This is a genomic window from Streptomyces ruber (assembly GCF_014648075.1).
Lineage (GTDB): Bacteria > Actinomycetota > Actinomycetes > Streptomycetales > Streptomycetaceae > Streptomyces > Streptomyces ruber.
In genome coordinates this window covers 30,555-54,164 of sequence record NZ_BMQK01000026.1, presented here as the reverse complement: position 1 = coordinate 54,164, position 23,610 = coordinate 30,555, and the positions used below count along the sequence as shown (strand labels likewise).

Here is a 23,610-nt window from a genome sequence, read left to right as displayed (position 1 = left end):
AGGAAGAACGAGGAGACGGACCAGTGGCCGACAACGCGCGGGCTAAGAGGCTGGCGGACCTCATCCGAGAGGTGGTGGCCCAGAAGCTGCAGCGCGGGATCAAGGACCCGCGGCTCGGCTCCCACGTCACCATCACCGACACCCGGGTCACGGGTGACCTCCGGGAGGCGACCGTCTTCTACACGGTGTACGGGGACGACGAGGACCGCAAGGCCGCGGCCGCGGGCCTGGAGAGCGCCAAGGGCGTCCTCCGGTCCGAGGTCGGCCGGGCTGCGGGCGTGAAGTTCACGCCGACCCTCACCTTCGTCGCGGACGCCCTCCCGGACACCGCCCGGACCATCGAGGACCTCCTCGACCGGGCGCGCGCCTCCGACGAGGCGGTGCGCGAGGCGGCCTCCGGAGCGAAGTACGCCGGGGAGGCGGACCCGTACAAGAAGCCGGGTGACGACGAGGACGACACCACCGCATGACCCAGCAGACCACCACGCCCGACGGCCTTGTCATCGTCGACAAGCCGTCGGGTTTCACTTCGCACGACGTCGTGGCCAAGATGCGCGGAATCGCGAGGACCCGCCGCGTCGGCCACGCCGGAACCCTCGACCCCATGGCGACCGGTGTGCTCGTCCTCGGTGTCGAGCGGGCGACCAAGCTCCTCGGTCACCTCGCGCTGACCGAGAAGGAGTACCTCGGCACGGTCAGGCTCGGCCAGACCACGGTCACCGACGACGCCGAGGGCGAGATCACCTCGTCCACGGACGCCTCCGCGGTGACCCGGGAGGCCGTCGACGCCGGCGTCGCGGAGCTGACCGGCGACATCATGCAGGTGCCGTCCAAGGTCAGCGCCATCAAGATCAACGGTGTGCGTTCGTACAAGCGGGCGCGGGAGGGCGAGGACTTCGAGATCCCGGCCCGGCCGGTGACCGTCTCCTCCTTCACCGTGTACGACGTCCGGGACGCCGTGGCCGAGGACGGCACCCCGGTGCTGGACCTCGTCGTGTCGGTCGTCTGCACCTCCGGCACCTACATCCGGGCGCTCGCCCGGGACCTCGGGGCCGGCCTGGGCGTGGGCGGACACCTCACCGCCCTGCGCCGGACGCGCGTCGGACCGTACCGGCTGGACACGGCGAGGACCCTGGACCAGCTCCAGGAGTCCCTCACCGTCATGCCCGTCGCCGAGGCGGCCGCCGCCGCGTTCCCGCGCTGGGACGTGGACGTGAAGCGTGCCCGGCTGCTGCTGAACGGCGTACGGCTGGAGATGCCCGAGACGTACGCGGGCGCGGGTCCCGTGGCGGTCTTCGACCCGGACGGCCGCTTCCTGGCCCTGGTCGAGGAGCAGAGGGGCAAGGCCAGAAGCGTCGCCGTGTTCGGCTGACGGAGCCTGCCGGTGCCGGGGACGGTGACGTCCTGCCCGTGGAGCGGCGGATCACGGGGACTCCCGGATACGCCGCTCCACGGTCCCCCCTCGGTTCCCCCCTCCCAGAGGTGTATCCAGCGGCTCGCGACTATTCACCCCAACGGGCAGGCGCTCGGAGTGAACCGAGGGAGCGGAAGGGGGCGCGTTCACCACACGATCTGCCCCGCCGATCATCGGCCTGCCGACCGGCGTCCCACCGTGCGCGTGCCGCCCGTCACAGCCCCCATGCCGGTGCGAACGGCGAGCCCCCGGCATGGCACCCTTAGACCTGCGCAGGAGCATGCGTATTGGTCATCACGGGCACGGGTTCGGGTTCGGCTTCGCGACGTTCGACAAGGAGCAGTCACAGTGCAGCGCTGGCGTGGTTTGGAGGACATCCCCCAGGACTGGGGGCGCAGCGTCGTCACCATCGGCTCCTACGACGGAGTGCACCGCGGGCACCAGCTGATCATCCGGCACGCCGTGGACCGCGCCCGTGAGCTGGGCGTCCCGTCCGTCGTGGTCACCTTCGACCCGCACCCCAGTGAGGTCGTCCGCCCCGGCAGCCACCCCCCGCTGCTCGCCCCGCACCACCGCCGTGCCGAACTGATGGCGGAGCTGGGCGTGGACGCGGTGCTCATCCTTCCCTTCACCAAGGAGTTCTCGAAGCTCTCGCCCGCCGACTTCGTGGTCAAGGTCCTGGTCGACAAGCTGCACGCCAAGGCCGTCGTCGAGGGCCCCAACTTCCGCTTCGGCCACAGGGCGGCGGGAAACGTGGCGTTCCTGGCCGAGCAGGGCGGGACGTACGACTTCGAGGTGGAGGTCGTCGACCTGTTCGTGTCCGGCGAGGCGGGCGGCGGTGAGCCCTTCTCCTCGACGCTGACCCGGCGGCTGGTGGCCGAGGGGGACGTCGAGGGCGCGCGGGAGATCCTCGGCCGCCCGCACCGGGTCGAGGGCGTCGTCGTACGGGGCGCGCAGCGAGGCCGCGAACTCGGCTTCCCCACCGCGAACGTGGAGACGCTCCCGCACACGGCGGTCCCCGCCGACGGCGTCTACGCCGGGTGGCTGCACGTCGAGGGCGAGGCCATGGCCGCCGCCGTCTCCGTCGGCACGAACCCGCAGTTCGACGGCACCGAGCGGACCGTCGAGGCGTACGCCATCGACCGGGTCGGCCTCGACCTGTACGGCCTGCACGTCGCCGTCGACTTCCTGGCCTTCGTGCGCGGGCAGCAGAAGTTCGACACGCTGGAAGCGCTGCTGGAGGCGATGGCGGCGGACGTGCAGCGCTGCCGCGAACTGATCGAGGCCGAGCAGCACTCCGTCTGAACGGCCGACCGGGCTGAGCGAATTCCGTCCCCGTTCGCTCCGATCCTGTCCGATCCGATACTCAACCGCTCCGCCACGCTTCGCAAAACCCCTGCTGACAGGCCCGGTTGTAGACTCTCCCGCGTCCGTAAGGTCGGTGGAACGGAGTGGACCCGGTGGCGACCGAGCAGGAGAAGGAAGCGCTGTACGCCATGGACATCAGCGGCGCCGAGTGGGTCGGCTCCCCTGATGGCCCCCAGGACGAGCGGGTGGAGATCGCCTATCTGGAGGGCGGCGCCGTCGCGATGCGCAACTCCGCGGATCCCGACACGGTGCTGCGGTACACCGCGGCGGAGTGGCGGGCGTTCGTGCTCGGCGCGCGCGACGGGGAGTTCGACCTGCAGTAGTGCGGTGGCAGCGGCGTTCACGCGGCGGTGACGTCCGCGCGCGGCAGTGACGCGGAGGGCCGGCACCCGTCTCGGTGCCGGCCCTCCGCGTCGTCCGCTTACTGCTGCGTCCAGCCGGGCGGTACGGCGCCGCCCTGCCCCTGCGGCTGCTGCTGCCAGCCCTGTCCCGGCCCGGGCTGCTGCTGCGGGGGCTGCTGCCACGCCTGTCCCGGCTGGGGAGCACCGCCGGGCTGGCCGTAGGGCTGCTGCCCGTACGGCTGCTCGCCGTAGGGCTGTTGCGGCGCCTGGGGCTGCTGCCCGGGCGCGTACCCGCCCTGCCAGGACTGCTGGACCTGCGAGCCCGGGTTGCCGAAGCCCTGCTGCGTACGGGCGATGTCCTCGGCGACGAGGGCGGCGAGGTCGAAGTAGGCCTCGCGGGTCTTGGGCCGCATCATGTCGAGGTCCACCTCGGCGCCCGCCGCGAGGTGTTCGTCGAAGGGCACCACGAGGACGCCGCGGCAGCGGGTCTCGAAGTGCGCGACGATGTCCTCCACCTTGATCATCTTGCCCGTCTCGCGGACACCGGAGATCACGGTGATCGACCGCTGCACGAGATCGGCGAAGCCGTTCGCCGACAGCCAGTCGAGCGTGGTCGAGGCGCTGCTCGCACCGTCCACCGAAGGGGTGGAGATGATGATCAACTGGTCGGCGAGGTCGAGGACTCCGCGCATCGCGCTGTAGAGCAGACCGGTGCCCGAGTCCGTGAGGATGATCGGGTACTGCTTGCCCAGCACGTCGAGCGCGCTGCGGTAGTCCTGGTCGTTGAAGGTGGTGGAGACCGCCGGGTCCACGTCGTTGGCGATGATCTCGAGCCCCGACGGCGCCTGCGAGGTGAAGCGGCGGATGTCCATGTAGCTGTTCAGCTGCGGGATCGCCTGCACCAGGTCACGGATGGTGGCGCCGGTCTCGCGCCGCACCCGTCGGCCGAGGGTGCCGGCGTCCGGGTTGGCGTCGATCGCCAGGATCTTGTCCTGCCGCTCCGTGGCGAGCGTGGCACCGAGCGACATGGTCGTCGTGGTCTTGCCGACGCCGCCCTTGAGGCTGATCACCGCGATCCGGTAGCAGGACATGACGGGAGTGCGGATCAGCCCCAGCTTCCGCTGCCGCTCGGCTTCCTCCTTCTTGGCACCGAACTTGAAGCGTGACGGGCCCTGGTTGTTCTTGCGGGCCTTGGGCTGGCTCCGCAGCAGCCGGTCGGAGGAGAGCTCCACGGCGGCGTTGTAGCCGAGCGGAGTACCGGGCGCGGCCTGCTGCTGCGGCGCACCCGGCCCCGCCTGCGGGCCGGGCGGGGCGGTCCAGCCCTGGTTGCCGTAGGCGGCGGGAGGAGCGGCAGGGGGCTGCTGTTGGGGTGCTTGCGGTTGGGGTGCCTGCTGCGGTGCCTGCTGTTGGGAAGGCTGCTGCTGGGGGATGGGCTGTGGTTGCGGTTGAGCCGGGGGTTGCTGCTGGGATGCCGGCTGCTGCGGCTGTCCGGGCTGGGGGTAGCCGTAGGCGGCGAGGTGGGGTGGGTAGCCGTAGCCGTCCGGCCCCGGCGGCTGGGGCATCGGCTGCGGCATCGGCTGGGCCGGGGGATACGGGTAGCCGTATCCGACGGGCGGCTGCGGCTGGCCGGGCTGCGGCTGTACGGGCGGCTGGGGCCGGCCGGCCTGGTGCGCGTACCGGGGGTCCACCGGTGCGGGCTGACCGCCCGGCGCCGGGTAGCCGGGCAGCGGCTGTGCCGGGCCGAACGCGCCCTGCGGAGGCGCCTGGTGCGCGGGCTGTCCGGGCTGCTGCGGTTGAGCGGGGGGCATCGGATAGCCGTATCCGGCGGCGGCCTGCGCGGCGGCCGCGGCCTGCTGGTCCGGCTGCCCTGCCTGCCCCGCCTGCTGCGGTGCTCCCTGGACCGGGTGTGCGGGCATGTACCCCTGCGGCAGGGGCGGAAGTGCCTGGTCGACCTGGGGCGGTGCGGGGGCGGGCACGGCGGGCGGCGGCGGTGGCTGCTGACCCTGCGGCGGGAGCGCGGACGACGGATCCGCCGTCGTCTCCGCCTCCGGACCCGCAACGGCCGGCGCGGGTCCGGCATCTACGGAGGCGGGGGCGTCCGCGGCGGAGGCGGGGGCGTCCGCGGCAGAGGCGGGAGCGTCCGCAGTGGAAGCGGGTGAGTCCGCGGTGGAGAGTGCGCCGGCCTTGTCGTCGTCCTCCGCGCCGGACGTGGACGCGGCCCCGGCCGGGTCGGCGGGCTCAGACGTGGCGTCCGGCTTCTCCGCGGGCTGCTCGTCGTCGGTACCGCCGCCGAACAGCCTGGCGGCCTCGGCGTCGGCGGCGGCATGGTTGAGCTCGCCCGTCGGCTGCTCGGGAGCCGACGGCACGGGGACGGGCGCTTCAGGGACATCCGCCGTCGGGGCGGCGGCAGGAGGCTGGTTGTCCTGGGCGTCCTCGTCGACCGGGCGCAGCACGGGGAAGCCGGGCGCGGCCGCGGGGGGTTGGGCCGGCTGCTGGGGATAGCCGTACCCGCCGGGCGCCGTCACGCCGTCGGCCGTGGGGACGGGGCCCGGGGCGGGCTGCTGGGGGAACCCGTAGCCACCCGTGCCCGGCTGGTTGCCGCCGGGCGTGCCCTGGACGCCCGGCGCGGACTGCTGCGGTGCGCCCTGGGCGGGTGCCTGCGGCGGTACGGGACTCTGCGGCGCCGCGGAACCCCCTGGGGGACCGGTGGGCGGCCCGACGGGCGGTCCGCTCGGCGGAGGCGGCGACGTCTGCCCGGCGTCCTGCTGTCCGCCGGCCGTGGAGCCCCCTTGTGTGCTCTGTGCGTACCAGGCAGGAGGTGTGTAGACGATTTCGAACTCGCCGGTGAGATCCACCTCGTGATCGTCCCCGTCCGAGGAAGGGCTGGCGCCGTCGTACTCGGACCGATCCCTGTTCACTGCTTGCCTCCTGGTCAGCCACTGCTGAGCTGGTCGTCGTCGCGGGCCGGCGGACCGAGTGGCGAATCCCACGCGACTGCGATCGTCACCGCATCATCAGAAGCCTAATCACTCGTATGGCGTGACGGAAAAGCCCCCATGGGCGTGGCCGGCTCGCAGCCGCTCCCGGTGAACGCGCGCCCGCGGCGGAGAGCCGGAAGACGCGCACCCGCTCAGGAGAGGACGACGCGTCAGTCCATCCGGCGGGCCACGCCGAGCAGGCCCGTCTCCGCGTCCGTGGGTTCGGTCATGACGAACTTGTGGTGCTTGCGAGTGCACCACAGAGCGACGCCGTCGTGAAGGGTCGGGAGGAGCTCGAGATGCTCACCGGGGATGCCGAGGGTGTCCCGTACGATCTCGGTCTCCTGGGGCGAGATGCGCTGGATGCCGACCAGATGGGCCTGCGCCAGCCAGCGCGGCGCGTGCTCGCCGACGAAGGGCAGCACCGTCACCACGGACTGCCAGGGCAGCGAGGTCACCCGCCCGCGCGGCGGGCGGATACCGCAGTCCCGGATCAGCACCACGGGACTCGAGACGGAGGGACCCTGCGCGGGCACCCGTCCCACCGGGTAGACCGTCACGCACTGCTGGCCGCCGCCCGCCGCCTGGGCCAACTGCTGCCAGGCCTGCGGGCGGCCGGTCTCGACGCCCACGCGCGCGCCCGTCGCGGCGGCGCGCAGCGTCAACACCTGGGCGAGCCACAGACCACCCACCAGGACGATGTCGAAGGCGGTCGGACGGGACAGGCCGAGTACGGCCGGCTGTGATTCGGGGTCGGTACCGATGATGACTCCGTCGTCACCGATCGGCATGCTGACGGCCGCGAGCTCGTCCGCGGTGACGACGTGGCGGTTGCGGCGCGGCCCCCTCAGGCCGAAGCCCGGACTGACGATGCGCCGCTGCTGCTGCGGTGACTGCGGCTGGTGGGCGACGGGGAGCACGCCGGTGTCGGTGGGCGAGGCCACGTGGGCCGGTGTGCGCCCGGTGGACCGGCCGTGCTGTCCCGCGTCCGTGACCGTGGTGGGCTGGGACATCAGTACGTACCTCCGAGCGGCAGAGTGGCGAGGGCCCCGGGAACCTGCTCGCGGTCGAGACGGACCAGACCGACCTTCGCCGCACTCGCGGCGCGCTCCAGCTCACGCCCCAGCTGAGCGAGTTCGTCGTCGCCGCGGGCGGTCACGCGGATGTGGCCCGCGAGGGAGACGCCCCGGCCGCCGGCCTTGCTCAGCGTCATGCTGAACGTCGTGGCGAGCACCGGCAGTGAGGTGAATTGCGCGACCAGCGCGGGCAGCGCCGCACCGCCGTTCCCCATGTGCGGCCAACGGGAGATCCAGTACGTGGTGTGCCAGCGGTCGTCGACCCGCCAGGTCCGCACCGCCTCGACCGTGCGCCGCTGGCTCGGCCGGCCGTCCTGCGCGTGCTGCGCGTTGGCCCGCGGGTTCAGGCAGCTCGACGTCGCGATCGCCTGCACCAGCTCGTTCTCGTCCAGGATGGTCGCCTGGAAACCGGCCCCGGCCAGTCGGCTCGCCAACTGGTCCGCCACCCGCAGCAGTGCGCGCTGTGCTCCGGGAACGCCGTCCCCGCGGGCCTGGACGGCCTCCGGACACAGCTCCGGGTCGAGTTTGAGAGCGACCCAGGTGAGCCGGAGCGCCGGCGAACCGGCCTGCGCCTGGAGGGGGCCGTACGACCGTGCGGCCAGTGACTGCTGGGGGAGGTGCGGCGCGGGCGCCGGCTGGGTGTGCTGGACGACCTGCGCGGACGCGAGGCGGATGCCGTCGACCTCCAGGGCGTCGTGGATCAGCTGCAACGGCAGCTGCCGTCCGGAGCCGCCGGGACGCAGCGGCTGGTCCCCCGGCTGCACGAACAGGACGGCGGTCAGGAAGGTACCGTCACCGATCATGCCGATGGAGCGGTCGTCACGGGACACGAAGCTGTACGTCCGCAGCGCCGGGTCGCACTCCACGGCGGGGGCCAGCAGGGGCTCCGTCCCCGGCGCGACGGGCAGCTTGGCCTCGCGCCGGCGGCGCCTCAGCGACCGCGCCGTCTCGTACCACTCGGGCAGCGGCCGGCGCCCCCGGCGCAGGACCGCCAGGAGGAGCAGCAACGCCGCCACGACACCGGCCGGGGCCAGCAGCCAGGACGTACCGGCGGCCCAGGCGGCCACCATGACGGCCGCCGCCAGCTCCACGAGGATGAGCTGCTGCAGGCGCACCGGGCCCATACCGCCGGGGCTGGGCAGCGCGCGCGGCGAGGCGGCGGGAGCCGGAGCCGGCGTCGACGCGCGTCTGCCGCCCGGATCGCCCTGTTGCTGCTGTGCGCGGCGTCCGCGCCGAGTGCTCGTAGCGCTGCTCATCCCCCGGGACATCCCTTTCGCGAAGTGGTGGCCTTGCGCCGGCCGGAATCCGTGCGTCCTTGCGACAGGCGTCGGGGATTCCGGCGACGGGCCAGGGGCGCCGATGGCCCTCATCATCTATGCGAGTGGCTCACGGTACCCGCTGGTGCGCACGAGGCGACACAGGGGACGCCTGAACCCCAGGTGACCCAGCCTGTCACGGACCGGACTGGCATGGGGAGGCACCGTGGTGAGGCTCTGTGAAGATGCGGGGGCGGCCGCACACCTCGTGGGCCGCCGCCGGACGGCGCAAGGCATAGTAGGTGCCTGCTCGGTGTCGGAGCGGCCTTCGGAACACGACCGGCGTCACGCGCGCGGACGCGATCGGTCGGCCCACGGGACGTACCGGCCCCACGCACGGGACGTACCGGCCCCACGGAAAGTACCGGACCTCACGGGTGGTACCGCCCCTGCGGGTGGCGCCGGCCCTGCGGGTGGTACCGACCTCACGGGACGGCGCCCGCGCGCACCACCGACCACCGGGCATCACCACGAGCATGACAAACGGGAGACACGGGGACCATGGCAGACCGTCGGGATGAGCTCGCCGCCTACACGTTCGCTCGCAAGCGCACCGTCGCGGCGTTCCTGGCGCCGTCGCCGGGCGGCTCGGAGGAAGGCGCGCCGCGCCCGATCCGTACGGTGATGCCCAGCATGGCGGTCGGCGTCGTCCTGGTGCTGGGCTTCATCGCCTGGGGCGTGATCAAGCCGGCGGCGCCCCAGGGCTGGGACACTCCCGGCGAGCACATCATCGTCGACAGCGACTCCACGACGCGCTACGTCGTCCTCAACGACAAGACGTCGAACGGCAAGAGGACGAAGACACTGCATCCCGTCCTCAACTACGCCTCCGCCAAGCTGCTCCTCGACAAGGGCAAGGGCAGCGTCATCGAGGTGCCCGGCAAGGAGATCGACAAGAGCGGCATCCCGCACGGCGCGACACTCGGCATCCCGTACGCCCCCGACCGGCTGCCCGCCAAGGAGGACGCGGAGAAGGCGAAGACCTGGGCGGTCTGCGAACGCCCGGCGCCCGGCTCGGACGGCGCCATCGACCGCGCGGTGTTCGTCCTCGACGCCGAGGACGCCAAGTCGCTGGGCGGTGACGGGAAGGTCGACTCCCGTGAGGCCCTGTACGTCGTCGACACCACGACCTCGCGCGAATACCTGGTCGACGGCGAGGGCAACGCCTTCCTGCTGGGCGGCGAGTCGGAACTCGACGGCACCACCATGGAGCAGCTGCGCGCCGCCGTCATCGGCACGGCGGCCGAACCGCAGCCGGTGAGCCAGCAGTGGCTGCGCACCCTCAACGACGGCGGCGTCATCTCCTTCCCGACCGTCCCGTCCATCGGCGAGCCGACCTCGGTGCGGGGGCTCCCCGCCGAGGCGGGCACGGTGGGCCGGGTCCTCAAGGCGCGGGACGCACAGGGCGACCAGTACTACGTCGTCCTCAAGGACGAGGTCGCCGCCGTCACCCCCTTCGTGGCCGACCTGCTCAAGGCATCCACCACCGCCCGCCAGGCGTACGGGACCGACCCGATCGGCGACATCCAGGTCGACACCCCGACCATCATCGCGGCCAACGGCGGCGCGGCGGACAGCTTCTCCGCGGACAAGGGCTGGCCCCAGTCCGTGCCGCGGCAGGCCAACCCCGCGGCCACGGCGACCGACGAGGCCCGCACCACCTCGTGCAGCGTCTACGACGGCACCATCGGTGACGACAAGAAGCCGCAGCTCGCCGCCTGGGCCGGCACGACGTACCCCAAGAGGGTGATCGCCGATTCCCTCAACGCCTATGTCTCGTCCGGCTCCGGGCTCCTCTTCCAGGAGGTCACGGGCGCGGCGGGCGGCGGCGGTGCGACGTACCTGCTGACGGACACGGGCCTGCGGTACTCGCTGCCGGCGAACAACGACAGCGAGGCGGAGGAGAGCGGCACCGGTTCGTCCCCGACGGGAGGCGGCTCGGGCGACCCGGGTACGGAGGGCTCGGCCGCGGAAGGGGCGAGCGAGACGGACAAGGCACGTACCCGGCTGGGGTACGAGGACGTCTCCAACCCGGCGATCGTGCCGCAGTCCTGGGCGACGTTCATCCCGAAGGGGCCGACGCTGGACACGGGCAGCGCGGCGCAGGAGCAGAGTCAGTGACCGGCGTCCGATGACCGGTCGGCCGGGCGGTGCACCCGCCCGGACGGCCGGTCGGCAGCCGGACCGCGGCCGCGCCGCGGCCCGCCGACCGGTCAATGGCAGGCGCAGTGGTGCACCTATGGGTGAGACCCTACGCAGATCACAAGATGAACGCTTAAGTGTGTGAGCCGTGTAACTGATCGGTCTTGCCTGTAGCTGAGTGACAGGCTGACGATAGAGTGCTTACAGCGCTCTGGAGTGCAGCTCTGCGAGCGCGATGCTTTCCGCTCCGGGCACCGTCGCACGGCCCGCCCGGATCACCGACAACATGGGGGATGGTTCATCATGGCCGGCCAGTTCCGGGTAACAGAGGACGAACTCACCAAGCTTTCCGGTGACATCAACACCGTGAACGGTCAGCTGCAGGGCGAGATCCGCCGTCTCAACGGAGTGATCGACCAGATCGCGGGCGGCTGGCAGGGCCAGGCGGCCCAGTCGTACCGCCAGCTGCAGGACCGCTGGAACTCGGACGCGAAGAGGATGAGCGACATCCTCAACGACATCAAGGAAGCGGTGGATTCCACGCGGAGCAACTACTCCGCGTCGGAAGAGCAGCAGAACTCGGAGATCAGCAAGATCATGTCCGACTTCGGCTGACCGGGCCGTCGGACTCTTCCTGACCCGTTCGCACGATCGGACTCCTGAAAGCCGAGCCCGAACCGATAGACGCGTCCGTGAACCGGCCGTTCCGTCTTACCCACTCGGCTCCAACCAGTCCGATCGACATCCACCGACCTCCACTGTCTTTCCGAGACACGCCCTGAAAGGGAACGAAGATGTCGATCCTCGTCAATTACGCGACCATCACCAACGCCTCCACGGACGTGAAGACGACCGCGGGCCGCATCAAGCAGCAGCTCGACGACCTCGAGGCCGCGGTCAAGCGCGTCGCCAACACCTGGGAAGGTGAGGCGCAGGAGGGTTACCAGCGCAAGCAGCGCGAGTGGGACCAGACGGCCCAGTCCCTGCACGCGACCCTGCTGAAGATCTCCACGGCACTGCAGAGCGCGGCCGAGAACTACCAGGCCACCGAGAAGAGCAACGCCGCGACCTGGGGCTGATCCCGTCGGCGACCCGAGGGTATGAGATGACGAGAATCGGCCCAGCCGACGCCATGGCGTCCGCTGGGCCGAGCTCTGCTTCGGGGCCGCACACAGAATCTGCGGAATCGGAATCTCACCCTGCAGATTCATGCAGATGCCATACAGACCTACGCGGATCTCATGCAGACCCACGCAGATCTCATGCAGACCCACGCAGATCTCATGCAGACCTACGCAGATTCCATGCAGATCCGGAGAACGCACGCTCCGTACACGCGGCACACCTCCGCACCCACAACTGCTTGCCACACTCGCCACACCAATACACACCCCGACTTCGCAGGCAGCGAAGAAGCCCTGGGGAACTGAACATGGGGGACCTGAACGTGGAGGGTCTGAGAACCCGTTCGCGCAACCGCAGAAGTGAGACCCGCGCACTGCAGCGGGTTTTCGGCGTGCTTGCGGTGACCGGGATCTGCCTCGCGTCGGCGCCGACATCAGCTGCCCGGCCGTCGACCGACGCCCCGACGGTCTCCACCCGCCTGACGGACTCGAACACCGAAGCCGGTTCCGACAGTCCGGACTTCGGCCTGTCGGCCAGCACGGAGTGCGTCTTCGGCGGCGACGTCATCAAGTCCACGCCCTGGTCGATCCAGCGCATTCTCCTCGACCAGCTGTGGGAAGAGGCGACGGGCAAGGACGTCACGGTCGCGGTCATCGACACGGGCGTCGACGACTCCAACGCCCAGCTGCGCGGTGCCATGGCCTCCGGCGGCAAGGACTACGTCGGCTCCACGGACGGCACGCAGGACCTCGAGGGCCACGGCACCCGGGTCGCGGGCATCATCGCGGCCCGGCAGCTGAACGGCACCGGTTTCGTGGGCCTGGCCCCCGACGCCAAGATCCTTCCCATCCGCTACACCGGTGGCGAGGAGAAGCAGGGCGACTCGAGGACCATGTCCGAGGCCATCAAGTACGCGGTCGACAAGGGCGCGAGCATCATCAACATTTCCTCGGACACCGCGAACAAGGAGGACAACACGGGGCTCCGGAACGCGGTGGCAGCGGCCGTGGACGCAGGCGCCCTGATAGTGGCGGCCGCCGGCAACGACGGAGCCGACGGCAAGTCCGCGGACACCTTCCCGGCCTCGTACCCGGGAGTCCTGGCGGTGGCGGCCTCCGACCGCAACGACGAGCGCGCCTTCTTCTCACAGGCGGGCGACTTCGTCGACATCGCGGCCCCGGGCGTCGGCATGGTCTCCACGGTCCCGCAGGGCGGCCAGTGCACCGCCGACGGCACGAGCTTCGCGGCCCCGTACGTCGCGGGCGTGGCCGCTCTGCTGAAGGAGAAGCACCCGAAGTGGACGGCGGCCCAGATCGCCACCCGCCTCCAGGAAACCGCCCAACGCCCGAGCGGCGGCCCCAACCGCTACATCGGCTGGGGAGTCGTCGACCCGGTCGCCGCTCTTTCGGAGGAATTTACACCGGGAACCTCCCCTCAACCGGACGCGCCCTCGATGACCGGTTCGAGCGGAGTCGTTCCTATGGCGGTGACCATGGGGGAGAGTGAGGCGGAGCGGGAACGCCGGGTCGCCATATACGTACTGGGCACGGGGCTGGCGCTGGCGCTGGTGGCTGCGGGGAGCGGGGTGGCTTTGCGGGACTGGCGCAGCAAGCGGACCGGACGGCCTGGACAGGCAGGACGTGCCCGGCACTCGAGCTAGCCAGCTGGGCAACAGACAGGCGAAAAACTTCGGCACCTCGGTCCCTGCAGGGCGAGTGGGGGCCGGCACCGGAATTGGTAACAGGGGAGAGGACAACGGGGAATGAGTAACGGAATGCGGGTCGATCTGAGCGCGCTGGATGAGGTCATCCGCAAGCTCAACGGCCTCCTCTCGGACATGGACAAGGCCAACACCAAGGCCAAGTACGAGACAGACATCCCTAGCTCGGCGTTCGGCAGCGAGAAGTTTCTCGAGTCAAACGGCCTCCACGACGCTCATCAGCAGCAGAAGACCAGGATCGAAACCATGATCAAGGGGCTGCATCAGCTGATCGACGACTTCGGTACCAGCACCTCGAAAGTCAGAGACAAGTACAGCAACCAGGAACAGGCGAACAAGCAGGGCGTGAGTGCTGTTCCCGACAGCGGGTCCAAGGGCGCGGCTCACTGAGCGGTTCGGCGAACGGTCACTGACGGAGGGGATGTCAAAAAATGTACGGTTACGGCTACCAGAGCCCTGAAATGATTGCTGCTCAGCAAGAGGCAAGAGAGCAGCGAATCCAGGACAAGCACGACGAGAAGCTCGAATCGCTCCCTGACGGGGGCATGAGCGGCCCGGATCGCAGCCAGATTGACACGGAATTCATGAGCATGGGAATTCCTGAGCTGCGTGCCATGATCCTCGACGCGGACCCCGGCCGGATCTACGAGGTCAGCCAGCACTGGAAGTCCGTCCATAACATCCTCTCCGGTGGGGATGGCGACGGCAAGAGCGGTGGCGTGGATCAGGTGTCCGCTAAAGACAGTGTCGCGGGTCTGATGCAGAGTGCCGTCGAGAACGTCCTCGAGCACTGGGAGGGCGACGCGGCCGAGGCCTTCCGTGTGGCAGCCAACGACATCATGAAAAAAATTCGTGATGGGGCAGCGTGGGCCAACTACTACAGCGAAACGATGCACGCGGTCCAGAATGATCTTCGAAACTCTATGGCCAAAATGCGGGAGGTCGAGGTGCCTTCCGGCTGGTCCAGTGCGTGGGACAGGCTTTGGGACGACGGGCGCAGTGACGAGCAACTCCTCGAGGACATCAACAAGGGCGTGAGTACGGACGCCGCCCGCCAGGCGAACGCCGACTCCCTTTCAAAGGGTAAGGAAGAGCAGTTGAAGGGGGTGGCGATTATGGAGCAACTAGCTGTCAATTACAAGGCTCACACGTCGAGACTTCCGCCAATTGACGATCGTGACCCTTTCCTCCCCCCGAATCCGGATGTGCCAATGCCTACTCCGATTTCGATGCCGTCTACTGGCGGCAATGGACCGGGAGCCGGGGCTAATTCCGCTAAGCCGTGGAGTGCAGGCCCAACCACCAGCATTAAGTCAACTCCCACTGTTCCTCGTGCCCAAGGCATCACGGGAGGCTCGCAACTGCCGGTCACTAAAACGAAAGTAGACAGCATCTCTCCCGGCTTGACGGGACCCAGCACCGGAACGAACACCAGCATCGGGGGAGGTGGTGGAGGCATCGGTACAAGTGGGAGTCAAGGCCCGGGCATCGTGACCCCCGGCAGCGGATCCGGCGTTGGTGGTAATACTGCTGGGCGTGGAAGCGTGGGGATCACGGGTGGTCGCGGTGGTATGACCGGCGCAGGCGCGACAGCGAATCGCGGTGCTGGGAGTCGAGCCGGAGTCGGAGGAACGGGTGCCGGAGCAGGTGTTGCCGGTCGAGGCGGTGCAGGCGCTGGTGGCCGAGCCGGAATTGGTGGCATGGGAGCCGGGGCTGGAGCTAGTGCGGCCGGTCGAGGAGGCGCTGCTGGCGCCGGCGGCCGTGGAGCCCTCGCGAAGTCCCGCGGTGGTGTGGTCGGCGCGGCTAAGGGAATCGCTGGCGCAGGTGCCGGAGGCGGTTCAGGCCTGCACGGCAGCCGCGGCGGCTCGCAGCGTGGAGCCATGGCTGGTGGAATGGCTGGCGGTATGGGCCGCCGCAACAGCCAACGGCCCGAAGACGAGAACAGTCGCGGCGACCGTCCCGACTACCTGGTCGAGGACGAAGAGACCTGGATCTCGGAAGAAGACCGCAATCGCAATGTGCCGCGGACGATCGAGTAAGTATGCAGATGGGCTGGACGGGATGGCGTCTTCTGCCCATATATAAGGGCTGATGTGCCCAGCCAAACCGAGTGAGGAGCAAGGCATTGAGTCTCAAGCGAGTCTGGTCCGCGACAGGCGTCGTGGCGTTGACGGGAGCCTTGCTCCTCACTGCAGCCCCCGTTGCGTCAGCGGACGCTGTCCGGGACGCACAGTGGCCTCTGATGGTGTACGACGCCGAGAAGGTCTGGGAGACCTCCCGCGGAGAAGGCGTAACCGTAGCCGTTGTCGATACTGGAGTCGATGCCACTCACCCCGACCTCACAGGCCAAGTGCTGCCGGGCAAGGACTTCACCGGCAGCGATCCTCACGAGGACAGCGATGGGCACGGGACAGGTATGGCAAGTCTCATCGCTGGTCACGGCCATGGGACGAACAACTCCGCGGGAGTGATGGGTCTTGCGCCGGAGTCTAAAATTTTGCCTGTACGTGTTGACGCAGGCGGAGAAATGGATGCGAAGACCTGGCCTCAAGGAGTCCGCTATGCAGTGGACCAAGGCGCCGAAGTTATTAACCTCTCATTCAATGACGCTAACTCGTACCCTGGCTCAGATGGGGCAGAGGCGATCGCTTACGCCCAGGAGCATGATGTCGTAGTCGTGGCGGGCACGGGTAATGATGCCGGAACGGTTAATTACCCCGCCGCGCTACCGGGCGTCGTAGCCGTGACCGCCCTCGATGAGAATTTGAACCCCTGGAGTAACTCGAACACCGGAGAGGGCGTCACCCTCTCCGCTCCTGGAGTCAATATTCCAGTAGCGGACTCCACGATGCCCAACGGTTACGGAACGGCCAGCGGGACATCTGACGCCACTGCCTATGTATCCGCCATCGCCGCCCTGGTGCGTTCCGAGTATCCTGACCTAACCGCAGGTCAAGTCATCAATCGCCTAATCAAGTCGGCGTCCTTCCTGCATCATGAGGGCAAGGAGGCTCCGGACGATGAGTTGGGCTATGGTATTGCCCGCCCCGGTTCGGCGTTGACGATGGATATTTCAAAGGGGCCCGAGGAAGGCCCTCTTGCTAGTGCCGCGTCACCCAATTCGTCGAGCGACAGTAGCATATCTGAGGACGAGGCCGCGAAAAAGGCCAAGAAGAACGAGAAACCGTCCTCCAGCGGAGTCCTCGTCGTCGGCTTTGCAGCAGCCATCGTGGTCGTCATCACCATCGTGCTGGTAATACTTCGCAGTCGCCGCAACCGCGGCGGCCCCGGCTCCGGCGGCCCGGGCGGTGGGAATCCTCCCCCGGGCGCTGGCTACCCGCCCCAGCCTCCGACGGGGCATCAGCCGTACTCCCACCAGGACTACCCTGCTTCGCCCGGAGTCTCACAGCAGTATCCCAACCCCTATGGCCAGCCCCCGCGCCAAGGACAGTAAAGGCGACCTTCCGACCGACCGGTAAGCGGACAGCGCGCCCCTGCTTCCCTGACTGTCACGTCTGCCAAGCGCGAGGTGCCACTGTTCCCGGCACCTCGCGCGGCATAACCGATCGCCTGTCGCGGGGCGCGGTCAACCTCAACACTCCAACCGAGCCGAGCCATGGCTCGAAATCTCACCGCATCCCTCGATCGAGGCAAAAAAGCGCGTAAGCGCGCGGCCGTACCCGTTGTCACATCAGACCATGGGTACGGCAGTGCGTTTCCCCTACTGAGCTATTACGACGACGGGTACCCCAGCACGCGCCCACGGGGAGGGCTGGCTGCTTCGAGGCAGCTGTAGGGCAAGGCGCCCGGAGACACCGACAGCGCAGCGCAGTAACCAGAGAACGAAAGGGTATCTACCTCAATGGATCTGATCGTCTCGTCGTCGGCATCGTTGGCATAGGGGAGAGATGGAGTAGATGGTGCGAACTCACTGCGCAATGGTGCGGCAAGCACCTATCGCCTTAGGTCCTACAACACGCACAGAAGAGGGCAGCGGGAGTGTCTGACGGTGAGACTTCGTTCTACGACCCCGGAGCGGGAAGGAACTTGGCGCGTAAGTTCGAGCTATACGCGTACGACCTGCGTGCATATCTCAAGGAGTTCCAAGAAGCGACAGGAGGGGAAGCCATCAGCGATGGTTTCGGTGTCCTCACCGAATCAAAAGAGGTGACATCTGCCTACATTGGCTATTCCACTGATGTCGCTGCTGCGATGCGGGTCGTTCATGAACATTTGGATGCGATCGCGGATGCCCTCAGGAAAGTGAACCGCGATACAGAGGTGACCGATGGTGACCTTGCGGCCCTGTTCGGCAAGCCTGGCGGTGGACAGAAGTGAGTGGCAATGAGTCGGCAGCCGAGGAGATTATTGAACTCGGCATCGAGGTCATCAACCCCGGTGGGCGTCCGGACGAGTTGGAAGCAGCCGCCGCAGCTTGGCGCAAGCTGAAGACCGACGTCGAAGGTCTCGTCAGGGATCTGGACAAGGAAGTCAAGAGAACAGTCGGAGATACGTGGCGTGGGGAGGCCGCCAACGCTTTCGAAAAACACTGGGACGATTTCGCGGTTGCAGTGCGTGATGTGACCGTTGACTTCGAAGAGGCTGCCAAGGGTCTCGAGGAAGCCGCAGACAGCATCCGTGAGGTCAACAAGGAAATTCATGACATTTATGTGGAAATAGGAATTTCTGTTGCCGTCTCGGTGGGAATGTCGTTCTTTACGCTGGGCGTGTCGGCAGCCGCAGGTACCGCGCGAGTCACGATGCTGGTTACCAGGGCTCTTGATGCCGCTGGTCGACTCGGTCGACTACTGAGAGGCATCTCCAACATCTTCCGGCGGCTTTATAACGCGGGGAAGCCTGGGAAAATCATAGCCGAGGGCCTGCTCAACTGGGCTGGTGGAACTGCAGGAGGAATGATTACTAGCCAGCTCAGCGGTAAGGGCTGGGAAGTACAGACGAACATGATCGGTGGCCTCGCCGGTGCGACGGTTGGCACTGCAGCGAGCAAAGCCGTAACAGCCGTGGGCGGCAAAGAGATAGTCAGTAACGCTGTTGGTGGTGCGGCAGGCGTGATGGCCGGGGACACTGTCGATAATGCGCGTAAGGGTGAGGACTTCAACCTCGAGCAAACTGTGATCGCAGGTATTGCTGGGGGTGCTGCGGGCGGTGCTGCGGGTGGAGCGCGAGCATTTGATCGGGGATTCGATGACATAGCTCGCGGCGTGAGGAACGAGAATGACTTCGCCTACAGTCAGGATCGGCCAGAACACGAGCAGTTCGCGATCGATACCGCCTTCGCTTCCAGCACACCGCTGATCAGCGGTGTTGCTGCGAATTACGCAAAGGACGGGGTGTCGGATGTTGAAGAAGGCGCGCAAGACGGGAAAGAGAGTGCGGCGAGGAGAGTAGCAGGAGAGCGTGGATCGGCTATGGACAGGATTCGCGAGGATTTTGGCTGATGCGGATCGATAGCGCGCTCATGGACACTAGGGCGTCCAGAGTAAGAAGGGTATGCGCGGGCGCGGCATTCTTGGTGATGGCCCTTGTGCCGGCGCTATGGCTGTTCAATAAAGATCCAGAGCCGCGCAGGATGGCAATTCTGCTGGCTCTCGGGTGTGCGCTTGCTTGCGTTATATTGCTCTTTGTGCAGCAGAGGCGCGCAGGGGGATGGCGTCCGTTTAAGGAGATCGTCGCGGCCGAATTCTCCGAGATGGGCGAGGGGGCTCTGGAAGCCGGGCCCGACTTGCCTGATGTGCCGCGCCTTCTCCCGTCGCGGCGTGGGCAGCAGCAGCGAGCGATTCTCTGGGGCGTTGGTGTCTGCACAGCGATTGTAGGAGTTGTTGCACTGGGTGTGGGGGAACCCCAACGATCAAGCCTGGTACAGCGCCTGCACGATTCCGGTGCCGAGTTCGCCTGGGTGCAGGCAGAAAAAGTAAGTGATGTGCGCCAACTTTCTCGAACCGGTAGGGACCCTTACGTAGCGACAGTAGTCGTTCAGCTTCCCGGTGCCGCGTCGACTAGTCCGGTTTCGGCGACTGTCAAAACGGAAACATATGAACGCCCGCGCCCCGGTGATGAGGTACAAGTGCTGTATGCCCCCTCCCAGCCGAACCTAGGAGCCGTGGCGGGAGATGAGCGCCGACTCGGTCCGGAGTTGCGGGGAGAGACAATGCCCGCATATATGCGCTGGGGACTTGTCGTCTTGTGGGCTCTCGGAGTTCTCGCTGTCCTCAACGATGTCCATAGGCGACACGGGTTCCGCGCATTCTCTCGAATGAATCAAACGGACAGGGCCATTCGTGGGCAGTACACGCGGATGGGACAGTACCACCATGATGAGGCAGGGGGGCGAGGGGAGCCGGCCAAGGGCAGGTACCTCGAAGTCCATACCGGCAGCGGGTGGGTGCACTTCCTCACGGAGATCGACGAGCCTGGGCCGCCAGAGGCCCTTCGAGGCCAGCGGCTCTGGTTGTGCTGGGACGCGAGTCGGGGAACGCGGGGTGGGCGCCTCTCTGTGAAGAGGACACCAGCGGCGCTGGTCTTCGACAGCGGCTGGGTGATGCACGGAATGCTGAACGTCAATAAGGCGATGGCGCTGAGAACGGCGGGTGTTTCCGTAGGAAAGATGGATGGTCCAGCCGAGCGGACGCATCCTCTGCGTGTGTGGGATCCCCGTGCCAAGTGGCTGCTCTCCACGTCCGCGACACTCTTTGGTTGCTACGTCGTGACTGCTGCCTGCGCTGGCCTCCTCACGTTCGACCTCGCCCCTGGATGGCGCTGGGCTGTTGCAATCACCGGCCTGCTCAGTGTGCTCGTGGGAGCAAACCCTCACTTCAACCTCGCGCCCGATGCTGTTGAGTCGGGAGGCAAATAGAGTCGTCTCCAGTGAACGGTGGCCACCTGATCACCGCTTCAGAATATCGGTGGAAGCGCAGCGCACGTGTATGGGCGAGCCATCGCACGTGGCGCACGGGTCTTCTGCGTATCTCTTTCAAGCAACGTGCTCGCGCGGGCTTGCGCCGCTCGAGCAATTGCTCTCGTCGGTACAGCTGCTGGTGTAGTAGACGGCATGAAGCTGCTCTTCATTCTCTTCCTCCTCTCCATCGGGTCATGGGGCAGCAATGACCGGCAGCGGCTACGCCGCGTCGGCCTGGCAACCGCCGCTTGGAGAGAATGGTCGACCTTGAGCAGCTGGGTGCCGAGGATGTGGGTTTCGAGTCCCCGTCGACCTCGGGCCGGTGCCGCACTGAGGATCGGACGCCATCATCTCTTCACGTTCGCAATATCTTCACGATCTCTTGCCGTCATCGGACCCTGGTGGTCAGCGGCTGTCATGGCCTGTCGTATCCTGCGCCGAGCACGATGAGACCGAGCCGGCCAGCCGAGCGTTGCTCCAGCTAAGAGGGCGACTACTTGATCGAGCCGGTTCTCACGGGGGAGCGGGAAGACATGCCGTATCTGCGGCCTGGCACATCAGACGGCGTGAATCCGTATGAGCAATCGTCGCCCGACGGGGGCCGTGTCACCGCTTGGCGTTCTCATTCCACTTCTGTGATCGGTGCCGCCACCGCATGCCACTGGCAGACACGTCTCGGCCCCCACTTCAGCCGTGCCGCTGTGCCCGATGTCTTCATTGCCGGCGCCGAGACCTAGTTCGGGCCCGCGTGCATCGTAAGTCCGCTTATTCTCTGCCAACGTGGGAGCAATTTGATGGGGGATCACTTCAAGACGGATACGGATCAACTGGGGCAGTTCCTCAGAGCGCTCGAGGGGTGCGTCAGGGATCTGAACGAGGCGCGGACGGCTCTCGCTCATGTCCGTGCCGACCAGATCGGAACTGCGCGTCTCGATGAGGCTTGTGACGGGTTCCAGGACCGTTGGAAGTACGGGGCCGAGCAGACCAAGGAAATGGTTGAGGCCGTCAGCGAAGGCGTGAAGTCAAACAAGAAGGCCTACGAAGAGGTCGAGGACGCTCTGCAGAAGGCATTCAAGGACATGGCGGAGCAAGCAACATCCGGACAGGGAGGCGCGAAGTAATGGCGGTCAACCCTTATCCGAACCTGGGTTGGAATCCCGTACCTGGAATACCCAGTGAGGTTCACGCCCTGAAGCAGAAGGTGAGCGCGGCCGCTACCGCGCTGCGCAGCTGCCACACCCAGCTCGACAAGCTGATCGGTGAGAGCAGTTACTGGGAAGGGGACGCGGCGAAGGCGTTTCGTGAAGCGATCGACGGCGAGCTGCCGACCTACATCAAGAACGCTGCCCGATCGCTCGAGAAGGCTGCGACTCAGCTGGGTAACTGGGACGGTCACCTGACCTCGAACCGCGAACTGGCGAAGAAGTACGACGATGCGGCGGCTGAGAAGAAGTCGGCGATCGCATCGGCCAAGGAGCGGTACGCCGAGGCCGAGAAGCACCCGGACCTGGGGCTCGCCGGCCAGCAGTTCCCCTCACAGGAGGAGGCCAACGCGGCGACGGCGCGACTGCGGGCCGCTGAGCGCAGCCTCAATGAAGCGGCCGCCGCACTCAGCAGGGCCAATGGCGAGTACGACGACGTCATCGCGAAGGCCCGGGAACTGCAGACTACCCACTCGGACAGCGCCGAGGCAGTAGCCAAGTCGCTCGATGACGCGACTGACAAACTGGCACCGAAGGAGCCGGGCTGGCTGAGCAAGGCCGTCGATGCCATCTGGGACGGCATCAAGGCAACGGGCGAGTTCCTGCTGGAACACGCGGGAACCATCGGCGCCATCGCAGGTCTGCTCGCCCTCTTCCCGACCCCGCTTGCGCCAGTGTTCGCCGGCATTGCCCTGGTGGCTAGCGCGGCTTCCATGAGCAAGAACTTCGCCGACCCCGACTTCAGAGCGGCTCTCCTGCCGTGGGGAGACAAATTCGGGTGGAACATGGACACCTTCTCTGCCTATGCCTCGTTCGGAGGTGACGCACTCGGCATGTTTCCCGGTGGAAAGGCGCTCGGTACAGCAGGGCGGGAACTAGCCGACGGGTTGCGGATGGCCGACAACATGGGCGTAGCGGTGAAGAACACGGAAAAGGCGACCGAATTCGTCCGGGAGTTCGGCCATGTGTTCAAGACGAGCGCCAGGACCGGAGCCGACGAGGCATGGGCGGCAGCAGCCGCGAGTGCTACCGGTTCGGTCAAGCTGATGGGCGACATCAGCGCTAACGGCCTGAATGTCGCGGCGAATGTCGTGTCCTCCTTGGAAGCCGAAGGGGTGCTGCCGAAGGAAGGCGATGCCCACAACGCCGCGGAGTTCGTCAAGGGCGGGGCCGGCCTCTACGGCCTCGCGGGGCTGCTGAACCTCGTATGACGCACATCGCTACATCTTTTGAAAGGCGGACCCCCAGTGCCCGAACGCAGAACGGAGGCGGCTGGCCAGCAGGAGCCAGCTTTCTGGTACGCGATTCCGCACGGCTACCTGCAGATGGACTTGAATCCTCCGGTGGAGCGGGTCACGGGGCTGGTTCGGCAGATGCTCGGCCTGCCGGACGAAATGCGCGACCGTGCGGAAGAAGTGCTGCGGTTCTACGCCGGTGTCGTCACTTCGCTGAACGCGCACCGTGTGCAGGCCTGTCTTCTCGGTTTCCACCCGGACGACGCAGGTAGCATCGTGTTCTCCGTGCTCACTATCTCGACCGTCCCGGCATCGGAAAGCAACGCCGAACTGGTCGTCGCCAGTCTGGCGGGTACGGCCGCGGATAGGCCCGACGAGGGCATGCGGCCGCTGGTGTTGCCGTCTGGTACCGGATTCCTCGCCGAGAGGAAGCGCAACGTCACCGCTCCGGGCCGGCCGTCCGAGGGAAGTGACGCGCCTCCGCAGGGGCAGGTCTGGCAGGGTACGGTCGCGCTGACGGGAACCGGCACTTCCGACATCATCATGCTTCAGATGGTGACGTCCTCTGTCGAGTCCGCCGACGACTACAGGAACATCCTGCTCGGTGTCGCTCACACGGTAACGTTCACCGACCCCTCATTGCCTGAAGCGGGAAGCGGTGATGAGCCGGAGCTGGGCACCGCGGCAGCCTCGATGCGCGCGGACTTCGGATGAGGACGGGGAAACCTATGACGAGCTCTACGCCGGCACCCGATGTTCAGCAGGTAATGCGGCACA

Annotated in this window: 20 protein-coding genes; 17 read left to right on the top strand and 3 right to left on the bottom strand. The window is 67.3% G+C overall.

All coding sequences use genetic code 11. From position 1 onward, the window contains the following. Positions 1–23: 23 nt before the first annotated feature. From rbfA to IEZ04_RS32450, 4 genes are all read left to right on the top strand, one after another. Positions 24–470, top strand: a complete 447-nt coding sequence (rbfA, locus tag IEZ04_RS32465) for a 30S ribosome-binding factor RbfA (protein ID WP_189220577.1) — start codon at positions 24–26, stop codon at positions 468–470. Next, complete coding sequence (gene truB / locus IEZ04_RS32460; RefSeq protein ID WP_189220576.1) at positions 467–1,372, top strand: tRNA pseudouridine(55) synthase TruB; 906 nt, start codon at positions 467–469, stop codon at positions 1,370–1,372. Before rbfA ends, truB begins: the two co-directional genes overlap by 4 nt. 390 nt (positions 1,373–1,762) lie before the next feature. After that, positions 1,763–2,719 carry a bifunctional riboflavin kinase/FAD synthetase gene (locus IEZ04_RS32455; protein WP_189220575.1) on the top strand — a complete coding sequence of 319 codons (957 nt, stop codon included), beginning with the start codon at positions 1,763–1,765 and terminating at the stop codon, positions 2,717–2,719. A 155-nt stretch (positions 2,720–2,874) separates the two neighbouring features. Beyond that, positions 2,875–3,105, top strand: coding sequence for a DUF397 domain-containing protein (locus IEZ04_RS32450; RefSeq protein ID WP_189220574.1), 231 nt, complete (start codon positions 2,875–2,877; stop codon positions 3,103–3,105). A gap of 98 nt (positions 3,106–3,203) precedes the next feature. Here the strand turns inward: IEZ04_RS32450 and IEZ04_RS32445 are convergent, their stop codons facing one another. From IEZ04_RS32445 to eccE, 3 genes are all read right to left on the bottom strand, one after another. Then, positions 3,204–6,041, bottom strand: coding sequence for an SCO5717 family growth-regulating ATPase (locus tag IEZ04_RS32445; RefSeq protein ID WP_189220573.1), 2,838 nt, complete (start codon positions 6,039–6,041; stop codon positions 3,204–3,206). A 230-nt stretch (positions 6,042–6,271) separates the two neighbouring features. Continuing rightward, positions 6,272–7,114 (bottom strand): hypothetical protein, encoded by an 843-nt coding sequence (locus IEZ04_RS32440; RefSeq protein WP_189220572.1) that lies wholly within the window; start codon positions 7,112–7,114, stop codon positions 6,272–6,274. After that, entirely contained in the window at positions 7,114–8,433 is a 1,320-nt protein-coding gene (eccE, locus tag IEZ04_RS32435; RefSeq protein WP_189220571.1) for a type VII secretion protein EccE, read from the bottom strand. The genes IEZ04_RS32440 and eccE overlap by 1 nt, the downstream gene beginning before the upstream one ends. A gap of 561 nt (positions 8,434–8,994) precedes the next feature. On the opposite strand from eccE, the gene eccB reads away from it, so the two are divergent. The 13 genes from eccB to IEZ04_RS32370 all read left to right on the top strand — a co-directional run bounded on the left by eccB (position 8,995) and on the right by IEZ04_RS32370 (position 23,547). After that, complete coding sequence (gene eccB, locus IEZ04_RS32430; protein ID WP_189220570.1) at positions 8,995–10,614, top strand: type VII secretion protein EccB; 1,620 nt, start codon at positions 8,995–8,997, stop codon at positions 10,612–10,614. A 324-nt stretch (positions 10,615–10,938) separates the two neighbouring features. Further along, on the top strand, positions 10,939–11,250 hold the full coding sequence (locus tag IEZ04_RS32425) for a WXG100 family type VII secretion target (RefSeq protein ID WP_189220569.1): 312 nt from the start codon (positions 10,939–10,941) through the stop codon (positions 11,248–11,250). 179 nt (positions 11,251–11,429) lie between these two features. Beyond that, on the top strand, positions 11,430–11,714 hold the full coding sequence (locus tag IEZ04_RS32420; protein WP_189220568.1) for a WXG100 family type VII secretion target: 285 nt from the start codon (positions 11,430–11,432) through the stop codon (positions 11,712–11,714). 437 nt (positions 11,715–12,151) lie between these two features. After that, positions 12,152–13,420, top strand: coding sequence for a type VII secretion-associated serine protease mycosin (gene mycP / locus IEZ04_RS32415; RefSeq protein ID WP_373296393.1), 1,269 nt, complete (start codon positions 12,152–12,154; stop codon positions 13,418–13,420). Positions 13,421–13,534: 114 nt separating this feature from the next. Further along, a complete protein-coding gene (locus IEZ04_RS32410; protein WP_189220566.1) occupies positions 13,535–13,870 on the top strand; it encodes a hypothetical protein in 336 nt (111 codons plus the stop codon). A 41-nt stretch (positions 13,871–13,911) separates the two neighbouring features. Then, positions 13,912–15,519, top strand: coding sequence for a WXG100 family type VII secretion target (locus IEZ04_RS32405; RefSeq protein ID WP_189220565.1), 1,608 nt, complete (start codon positions 13,912–13,914; stop codon positions 15,517–15,519). 203 nt (positions 15,520–15,722) lie between these two features. Beyond that, positions 15,723–16,934, top strand: a complete 1,212-nt coding sequence (gene mycP, locus IEZ04_RS32400; RefSeq protein ID WP_229821424.1) for a type VII secretion-associated serine protease mycosin — start codon at positions 15,723–15,725, stop codon at positions 16,932–16,934. A gap of 593 nt (positions 16,935–17,527) precedes the next feature. After that, entirely contained in the window at positions 17,528–17,818 is a 291-nt protein-coding gene (locus tag IEZ04_RS32395) for a hypothetical protein (RefSeq protein WP_189220588.1), read from the top strand. After that, positions 17,815–18,939: a WXG100 family type VII secretion target gene (locus IEZ04_RS32390; protein WP_189220564.1), complete on the top strand. Its 1,125-nt coding sequence runs from the start codon at positions 17,815–17,817 to the stop codon at positions 18,937–18,939. The genes IEZ04_RS32395 and IEZ04_RS32390 overlap by 4 nt, the downstream gene beginning before the upstream one ends. Further along, positions 18,939–20,354, top strand: a complete 1,416-nt coding sequence (locus IEZ04_RS32385; RefSeq protein ID WP_189220563.1) for a hypothetical protein — start codon at positions 18,939–18,941, stop codon at positions 20,352–20,354. Before IEZ04_RS32390 ends, IEZ04_RS32385 begins: the two co-directional genes overlap by 1 nt. 836 nt (positions 20,355–21,190) lie before the next feature. Continuing rightward, positions 21,191–21,517, top strand: coding sequence for a DUF6317 family protein (locus IEZ04_RS32380; RefSeq protein ID WP_189220562.1), 327 nt, complete (start codon positions 21,191–21,193; stop codon positions 21,515–21,517). Beyond that, positions 21,517–22,809 (top strand): hypothetical protein, encoded by a 1,293-nt coding sequence (locus IEZ04_RS32375; RefSeq protein WP_189220561.1) that lies wholly within the window; start codon positions 21,517–21,519, stop codon positions 22,807–22,809. Before IEZ04_RS32380 ends, IEZ04_RS32375 begins: the two co-directional genes overlap by 1 nt. 36 nt (positions 22,810–22,845) lie before the next feature. Next, positions 22,846–23,547: a hypothetical protein gene (locus IEZ04_RS32370; RefSeq protein WP_189220560.1), complete on the top strand. Its 702-nt coding sequence runs from the start codon at positions 22,846–22,848 to the stop codon at positions 23,545–23,547. Positions 23,548–23,610 lie beyond the last annotated feature (63 nt).

What these genes read in the sequence shown, in the direction of transcription:
- truB (WP_189220576.1), top strand. Translation starts at nt 467, where the DNA reads ATGACCCAGCAGACCACCACGCCCGACGGCCTTGTCATCGTCGACAAG.
- IEZ04_RS32440 (WP_189220572.1), bottom strand. Translation starts at nt 7,114, where the DNA reads ATGTCCCAGCCCACCACGGTCACGGACGCGGGACAGCACGGCCGGTCC.
- eccE (WP_189220571.1), bottom strand. Translation starts at nt 8,433, where the DNA reads ATGAGCAGCGCTACGAGCACTCGGCGCGGACGCCGCGCACAGCAGCAA.
- eccB (WP_189220570.1), top strand. Translation starts at nt 8,995, where the DNA reads ATGGCAGACCGTCGGGATGAGCTCGCCGCCTACACGTTCGCTCGCAAG.
- IEZ04_RS32425 (WP_189220569.1), top strand. Translation starts at nt 10,939, where the DNA reads ATGGCCGGCCAGTTCCGGGTAACAGAGGACGAACTCACCAAGCTTTCC.
- IEZ04_RS32420 (WP_189220568.1), top strand. Translation starts at nt 11,430, where the DNA reads ATGTCGATCCTCGTCAATTACGCGACCATCACCAACGCCTCCACGGAC.
- IEZ04_RS32410 (WP_189220566.1), top strand. Translation starts at nt 13,535, where the DNA reads ATGCGGGTCGATCTGAGCGCGCTGGATGAGGTCATCCGCAAGCTCAAC.
- IEZ04_RS32405 (WP_189220565.1), top strand. Translation starts at nt 13,912, where the DNA reads ATGTACGGTTACGGCTACCAGAGCCCTGAAATGATTGCTGCTCAGCAA.
- mycP (WP_229821424.1), top strand. Translation starts at nt 15,723, where the DNA reads ATGGTGTACGACGCCGAGAAGGTCTGGGAGACCTCCCGCGGAGAAGGC.
- IEZ04_RS32385 (WP_189220563.1), top strand. Translation starts at nt 18,939, where the DNA reads ATGCGGATCGATAGCGCGCTCATGGACACTAGGGCGTCCAGAGTAAGA.
- IEZ04_RS32380 (WP_189220562.1), top strand. Translation starts at nt 21,191, where the DNA reads ATGGGGGATCACTTCAAGACGGATACGGATCAACTGGGGCAGTTCCTC.
- IEZ04_RS32375 (WP_189220561.1), top strand. Translation starts at nt 21,517, where the DNA reads ATGGCGGTCAACCCTTATCCGAACCTGGGTTGGAATCCCGTACCTGGA.